Source organism: Brevundimonas viscosa (genome assembly GCF_900116065.1).
Classification (GTDB): Bacteria; Pseudomonadota; Alphaproteobacteria; order Caulobacterales; family Caulobacteraceae; genus Brevundimonas; species Brevundimonas viscosa.
In genome coordinates, this window is sequence record NZ_FOZV01000005.1 from 1 (window position 1) to 7,500 (window position 7,500).

Consider the following 7,500-nt stretch of genomic DNA (forward strand, 5'->3'; position numbering starts at 1 on the left):
GAGGCCAACGTCGGCTGGCACTACATCGCGCCGGGCAAGCCCCAGCAGAACGGCTTCAACGAGAGCTTCAACGGCCGTCTACGGGACGAGCTGCTGAACGAAACTCTGTTCCGGTCGCTGCCACACGCCCGCATCGTGCTGGAATCCTGGCGGCGCGACTACAACGAAGCCCGGCCGCACTCCAAGCTCGGCTGGCTGACGCCAAAGGCCTATGCCGAGGCGCTTGACCGGAAAGATCGGCCGGCCTGCTGCGCTGGTTGATGGCTGCGCAGACCGGCCTCTTGCCAACCCCAACAACCCCAGCTCAGATCAACTACGGACTCTTGTTATGGCTGGATGAGAAACGGGGGTCACGTCAGACCGAAGGTCCGGTTCCCGCCGCGGCACCAATGTCTGGTGTTGGCGCAAATCGGAACATCTCATGGACGGTGCCCCCGGCACGCTCGAAATGGTCACTCAGGCAGCACCGGCATCGAGATCCGCCTCAGCGCAAACGAGGCACGACGCACGTGATCAACGGCCTGCTTCGCCATAACGCGAAGCCGCTCCACGAGCGCACTTTGTGATCGTTGACGCTCCCATGATCGTCGCCTCAGATGGGCCATTTCGTCCAGGGCGGGTCAAAAGTAGCTCACTCGAACTCCCCGATCTGTAAGGAGAATATCGGCGTGAAGCGAAGGTGAGCTACTAGTAGCCTCCGCCCATACTTTTTTTTCGTATTATTTATCAGCGACTTCCAAGGCCGCAGGTGTGCGTAGTGTGTGCACGCCTCGAAGAGGCTTCTTCCTTCGCCCCTGTGGGGCCGGACAACCGCATCGAGCCAGCGACTGAACTATCTTCGTTGGGGGCCTGACAGCGGTCCTGGCGCGGCCACTCAGCGCCGGTCGACTACTGAGGTTTGGGCTCGCCAATCGGCAGAAACTGAGGGGCCTAAGGCAAGTGATCGAGCCCCCCCTCGAGGAATGTTCGAGCGGGGCAGCGCTGGAAGTGGACAGCGCCTATGATCGCGTCGCCCCCGCACCGAACAGGCGCTCTATTGTCCTGTTGCTTGGTCCCGATTTCCTTCGGCGGGTGGGGCGGAGTGCACGGCGTCTGCCGGTTCTGTCAGCTTGCTCACAAGCCTCCGGAACAGAGGGATGACGACGAAGCCGACGATCAGCGCGGTCAGGCCGCCGAGCGCGAAAATCGCGACGTCCAACATCGGAGCACTCCTCTGAAACTCGCGGCCCGCGCGGCCGGACGTGGCCGGATCAGTGTACCAAACCACTGCTCCGGCGACGAGGTTCACGCTCGGCCTTGCCGGTTTCGAGCCGCGAAAGCGACAGCGCCTGAAGCTTCGACGGCCCCTCCAGCCTCCAGAGCATTGAGAACAGCATGGGCGTTCCGTCGGGGTCAGCCTGCAAGCCCACGACGCAGTCGTGGAGATGCTCCAGCTCGGCGACCTCGTCGTACAGCGCCCAGGGATCGCCCAGCGCCTCGCGCAGATGGGCACGCCTTGTCAGCTTCAGGCGCCTTTGAAGGGCCTTCCATCGTTCCTGAAGCAACGTCAGTCGGGCGCGCACGCCGGGCCGGCTGCTCTGCGGCAGCCGCGGGTCGAGGTAATTCTCGATCATCAGCTCGGCCCCGTGGCAGGCGTGCTGAACGGCGCGGATATGCTGGCTCAGCCACTGCCGGTGCAGGTCAGAGATCAAAGCGTCGTCGTTGTCCCTGAGCCATGGTGAGAGGTCCACCACGATCTCGCCTGCCCATCCGTTCTTCTGGACCATCGGCAGGCACTGGCTGAGCAGCTTGAGGCCCCGCTCGACCCTCTTTCTGTCGGGATCCGAAAACTCGGAAACGAAGAACTCGAGCCGCCGGGGATTGTACGGGGTCGAATGGAGCTTGCGCATCCAGAGCAGCAGCACCTGGCGGAGCGCCCGGGCACCCTCGTCTTCGAGCCCGGCCTTTGTGGCGCGCCTCATTAGCTCGATGGAGATCAGAGCCAGCAATTCGTTCAGGCGGTCGCCTTCGAGATGCGAGCCCGGCCCGATCAGGGAGCCGATGGCTCCGTAGTCCTCTTCGTACCTGTCCGTCTCGTCCATCAGTGCGCCACCTCATCAATCACACTGATAGTGTGTAGCTCCGGAGATTGGCCTGACGCAACCAAGGTCGTGGCCAAATCTCCGGACCTCATCGCTATGGGCGCGCGCGTCAGGGCCGCACGGCTGTCGGCCGGCTTGAGCCAGGAAGAGCTCGCCGAACGGTCAGGCCTGCACCGGAACTACATCGGCGGTATTGAAAGGGGCGAAAGGAACGTCGGCGTGCTGGCCCTCGTCCACCTTGGACGTGCCCTCAACGTGAGCCCGGCGACATTCCTGGCGGATTAAACGGCTGGTCACGATAGTCTGCTCTGTCCCAAGCCGTGCCTCGAGTCGACTGAGCCCAAAGCCCCTGCCCGTTCTGGTTCCAAGCTGCCCAAGGAGGCGTTAGCACTCGATCGCCGACCATAGTTAGGGAATTGGTAGGATTTCTCAGCCTACCAAGTCGAAGGCCCCCTCACGTTCCCGTCGCACACGAAAGTTGCGACGCTGTATCCGTGAGGGTGAATGTCCCTTGTACATCAAGCTGCCAGCCTTCCCTTTTCCTCTGAAGAGGCGACGGCAACTCAGGCACCGGCCTTCCTTGGCGATCTTACGTCTTATGTCACCGCTCGCGTCGCGGAGATTTCTCATGACGACGAGGTTTGCCCAACTCTGCGCATGATGGGCGCACAAGCACTGGTTGATGACCTCGCTCGCGCTCTTGCGCGAATGCTGTTGGAAGCCCAGCCTGTAGGGACCCATCCCCCCTCGGAGCCGAGCCGCTGATGCGCGCAGCCCTGTACGCCCGCTACTCAAGCGATCTCCAGAACGCCGCATCTATCCAAGATCAGTTCGCCATCTGTCGGCTGTATGCCGAGCGCCAGGGAGTGGAAATCTGCGCCACTTATGAGGACGCCGGCATCTCTGGCGCGTCCAGCGCCAACCGCCCTGGTTTGCAGGCATTGATGGCGGGCGCCGAAGCTGGCGAGTTCGATCTGGTGATCTGCGAGGCCTTGGATCGATTGTCTCGATCCCAAGCAGACGTAGCGGCCACGTTTGAGGATCTCCGGTTTCATGGAGTCCGTATCCGCACGATCGCGGAGGACAATATCACGGAGCTTCACGTCGGCCTGAAGGGGACGATGAATGCGCTTCAGCTGCAGGAAATCGGCCGCAAGACGCGGCGCGGTTTGCAGGGCGTCGTCCGGTCTGGCCGTCACACGGGCGGTCGCGTCTACGGCTACCGCATTCGGCGCGAACTCGATGCACTTGGGGAGCCAGTGAGAGGCCTGCGGGATGTGGACGAGGTTGAGGCCGATGTGGTGCGAGAAATTTTCCGGCGCTACGCTACCGGCGCGTCCCCGCGCGCAATCGTCAGTGACTTGAACACCCGAGGTATTCCTGGCCCCCGGGGCGGAAAATGGAATGCCTCCACGATCAATGGCAACGCTGATCGCGGCAACGGCATCATTCATAACGAACTATACCGCGGCGTGCTCGTTTTCGGGCGTCAGACTTGGATGAAAGACCGCCGGACGGGAAAGCGGCGCGCTAGGTCCGGCGACCTCGATGACATTGTGCGCACAGAGGTCCCACAGCTACGCATCATTTCTGACGATCTCTGGCAGAAGGTCCGCGAGCGATACGAAGAGAACAGGCTGGGGCCACAAGCGTCCTCTCCTCGCGGGTCGGTCCGGCCGAAGCATCTCTTAAGCGGCAAGCTGACCTGCGGTGTTTGCAGTGGCAGCATGATCCGAAGTGGAGACGCGCAGCGATTCATGTGCTCTCGGCGCCGGGAGCAAGGCGAAGCGGTTTGCACCAATGGTCGCAGCATCAAGGGGGCCGAGATCGAGGCTCGTGTTCTGGCTGCCATCAAGGACCGGCTTCTGGCCCCGGACAGAATAGCGATCGCCGTCGAGGAAGCGCGCATCGCCGCCGAGCGAGATGCTCGAATGTTCAGCCTGAGGCGAGGCAAGGCAGAAGCTGAGCTGGCCGAAGTGAAGCGTCGCGCGGAGCGACTGGTTGATCAAGTTGCCGACGGCGTGATTGCCGGCGTGGCCGTCAAGGAACGCCTTGAGGCGCTGGAAGCCCGACGCGCCGAACTCGAGGAAGAACTCGCGGCGTCGCCAGCGCCGGAGGTCCTTGCTCTACCTCCCTGCATTACTGAACGCTATCGAGCGATGGTTACGTCGCTGGAGCGCGCCTTGCAGCGCAACGACAGCGAGGCCGCCGTCGAAGCTCGCAATCTGGTACGAAAGCTAATCGAGACGGTGGTGGTCCGTCCGCTACGCGAGCGGGGGAAATTTGCGCTCACCGTACAAGGCAAAATCGCCGCCCTGGTGAACCAGGACGGCGAAGATACTATGAAAGTGGGTGCGGGAGCAGGATTTGAACCTGCGACCTTCAGGTTATGAGCCTGACGAGCTACCGGGCTGCTCCATCCCGCGGCAAACGGTAGGCAGTGAAAGGAAGAACGGTTCGAGAGAGGGCTCAGGCAGCGCGAAGCGCGGTAGCCTGAACCATAATGCAATCATCTGTCCGACTGGTAGACCCGGCGGCGACCTACTCTCCCGCGCCTTAAGACGAAGTACCATCGGCTCTGGAGGGCTTAACGACCGAGTTCGGAATGGGATCGGGTGGGGAACCTCCGACATAGCCACCAGGTCAACCAGGCGGACAGAAGGATTGCGAGAAGACATTGTCGGCTTCGGCGTCAACCGAAGCAATCGAATGAGTTTTGCTGAGAAACGATCAAGCCGATCGGATTATTAGTACCAGTAAGCTTCATGCGTCGCCGCACTTCCACACCTGGCCTATCAACGTGGTAGTCTTCCACGATCCTCAGCGAAGCCTTGTTTTGAGGTTAGTTTCCCGCTTAGATGCTTTCAGCGGTTATCTATTCCATACATAGCTACCCTGCTGCGCAGCTGGCGCCACGACAGGTCCACCAGAGGTATGTCCATCCCGGTCCTCTCGTACTAGGGACAGATCCTCTCAAGCTTCGAACACCCACGGCAGATAGGGACCAAACTGTCTCACGACGTTCTGAACCCAGCTCACGTACCACTTTAAATGGCGAACAGCCATACCCTTGGGACCTGCTCCAGCCCCAGGATGTGATGAGCCGACATCGAGGTGCCAAACTTTGCCGTCGATATGGACTCTTGGGCAAAATCAGCCTGTTATCCCTAGAGTACCTTTTATCCGTTGAGCGATGGCCCTTCCACGCGGGACCACCGGATCACTATGGCCGACTTTCGTCTCTGCTCGACTTGTCAGTCTCGCAGTCAGGCGAGCTTATGCCATTGCACTCGACGAGCGATTTCCGACCGCTCTGAGCTCACCATCGCGCGCCTCCGTTACACTTTGGGAGGCGACCGCCCCAGTCAAACTACCCACCACGCCATGTCCCGGGACCGGATAACGGCCCTCGGTTAGACGTCAACGACAGTAAGGGTGGTATTTCAAGGATGGCTCCACCAGAGCTGGCGCCCCGGCTTCATAGCCTCCCACCTATCCTACACATACGGTCGCTAACGCCAAGGCGAAGCTATAGTAAAGGTTCATAGGGTCTTTCCGTCTGACCGCGGGAACCCCGCATCTTCACGGGGAATTCAATTTCACTGAGCCTGTGCTGGAGACAGTGGGGAAGTCGTTACGCCATTCGTGCAGGTCGGAACTTACCCGACAAGGAATTTCGCTACCTTAGGACCGTTATAGTTACGGCCGCCGTTTACCTGGGCTTCAGTTCGACGCTTTCACATCTCCCTTTAACCTTCAGGCACCGGGCAGGCGTCAGACCCTATACGTCGCATTGCTGCTTCGCAGAGCCCTGTGTTTTTGCTAAACAGTCGCTACCCCCTGGCTTGTGCCACTCATTCCTGGTTGCCCAGGGTGAGTCACGCTTATTCCGAAGTTACGCGTGCAATTTGCCGAGTTCCTTCAGCACAGTTCTCTCAAACGCCTTGGTATGCTCTACCTGACCACCTGTGTCGGTTTCGGGTACGGTCTCTGCTGGAGTTATTTCCAGGGACAGTTTCCCCGCCAGGACAATCCAATAAGCCCTGACGAGTTACGCCATCCGTCACTTCCAGCTGGTGCAGGAATGTTTACCTGCTTCCCATCGACTACGCTTTTCAGCCTCGCCTTAGGGGCCGACTAACCCTGCGCAGATTAGCTTTACGCAGGAACCCTTGGTCTTTCGGCGGGAGTGTCTCTCACACTCCTATCGTTACTCATGTCAGCATTCTCACTTCCGATACCTCCAGCCGACCTCACGGTCGACCTTCACCGGCTTACGGAACGCTCCGCTACCGCTTGCACATAAGTGCAAACCCATACCTTCGGCGAACGGCTTGAGCCCCGTTACATTTTCCGCGCAGGATCGCTTGATCAGTGAGCTGTTACGCTTTCTTTAAAGGATGGCTGCTTCTAAGCCAACCTCCTGATTGTCAAAGCAATCCCACATCGTTTCCCACTTAGCCGTTACTTGGGGGCCTTAGATGATGGTTAGGGTTGTTTCCCTTTTCACGACGGACGTTAGCACCCGCCGTGTGTCTGCCCGATAGCTCTCTTGGGTATTCGGAGTTTGGTTAGAATTGGTACCGCTCGCGCAGCCCGCATCCATCCAGTGCTCTACCCCCCAAGGAGTTCGTCGGACGCTCTACCTAAATAGATTTCGCGGAGAACCAGCTATGTCCAGGTTTGATTGGCCTTTCACCCCTATCCACAAGTCATCCGAGGCTTTTTCAACAGTCACCGGTTCGGACCTCCAGTTGGTGTTACCCAACCTTCATCCTGCTCATGGATAGATCACCTGGTTTCGGGTCGTCATACGTCGAACTTAGCGCCCTATTCAGACTCGCTTTCGCTGCGCCTACACCTAACGGCTTAAGCTTGCTCGACACATGAAGTCGCTGACCCATTATACAAAAGGTACGCCGTCACCCCGCATGGGGGCTCCGACTGCTTGTAAGCTTCCGATTTCAGGATCTGTTTCACTCCCCTCGTTGGGGTGCTTTTCACCTTTCCCTCACGGTACTTGTTCACTATCGGTCGTAGAGGAGTACTTAGGCTTGGAGGGTGGTCCCCCCATGTTCAGACAGGATTTCACGTGTCCCGCCCTACTCGAGTCTCTTGCTGTTTGACGTCTACGGGGCTGTCACCCGCTATGGCCGACCTTTCCAGGTCGTTCGACTTTATTTCACAAGAGCACTGGCCTGGTCCCGGTTCGCTCGCCACTACTACGGGAGTCTCGGTTGATGTCCTTTCCTCCGGGTACTGAGATGTTTCAGTTCCCCGGGTTCGCTTAATGAACCCTATGTATTCAGGTCATTATACCTTTTAACGATCCGCCAATCGCCGCCCCGGCAGAAGCCGGAACAAAGTTGGAAGACCGCAAAGGTGGGTTTCCCCATTCGGAAATAGCCGGATCAAAGGG

5 protein-coding genes, 1 tRNA gene and 2 rRNA genes (1 of these 8 only partly in view) are annotated in these 7,500 nt (G+C 59.3%); 3 read left to right on the top strand and 5 right to left on the bottom strand.

The features are described 5' to 3' along the window. On the top strand, positions 1 to 261 hold a 261-nt coding region (locus tag BM333_RS10100), incomplete at its 5' end, for an integrase core domain-containing protein (protein WP_245777143.1). Positions 262 to 1,033: 772 nt separating this feature from the next. On the opposite strand, the gene BM333_RS15955 is transcribed toward BM333_RS10100, so the two are convergent. Together BM333_RS15955 and BM333_RS10105 are read right to left on the bottom strand one after the other, a co-directional pair. Continuing rightward, complete coding sequence (locus BM333_RS15955; protein WP_177221863.1) at positions 1,034 to 1,201, bottom strand: hypothetical protein; 168 nt, start codon at positions 1,199 to 1,201, stop codon at positions 1,034 to 1,036. 49 nt (positions 1,202 to 1,250) lie between these two features. Beyond that, entirely contained in the window at positions 1,251 to 2,081 is an 831-nt protein-coding gene (locus tag BM333_RS10105) for a hypothetical protein (protein WP_092310775.1), read from the bottom strand. Positions 2,082 to 2,177: 96 nt separating this feature from the next. Here BM333_RS10105 and BM333_RS10110 point away from each other — a divergent pair, with 96 nt between their 5' ends. Further along, the gene (locus tag BM333_RS10110; protein ID WP_177221864.1) at positions 2,178 to 2,366 is read left to right on the top strand and encodes a helix-turn-helix domain-containing protein; all 189 of its coding nucleotides are present in this window, start codon (positions 2,178 to 2,180) and stop codon (positions 2,364 to 2,366) included. A gap of 479 nt (positions 2,367 to 2,845) precedes the next feature. Continuing rightward, entirely contained in the window at positions 2,846 to 4,474 is a 1,629-nt protein-coding gene (locus BM333_RS16345) for a recombinase family protein (protein ID WP_366926487.1), read from the top strand. Here the strand turns inward: BM333_RS16345 and BM333_RS10125 are convergent. The 3 genes from BM333_RS10125 to BM333_RS10135 form a co-directional block, all read right to left on the bottom strand. Further along, positions 4,431 to 4,507, bottom strand: a tRNA-Met gene (locus BM333_RS10125). The two genes, BM333_RS16345 and BM333_RS10125, sit on opposite strands and share 44 nt — an antisense overlap. 102 nt (positions 4,508 to 4,609) lie before the next feature. Next, a 5S ribosomal RNA gene (gene rrf, locus BM333_RS10130) occupies positions 4,610 to 4,724 on the bottom strand. Between the two features lie 83 nt (positions 4,725 to 4,807). Further along, positions 4,808 to 7,500 (bottom strand): 23S ribosomal RNA (locus BM333_RS10135) (it continues 94 nt past the right edge of the window).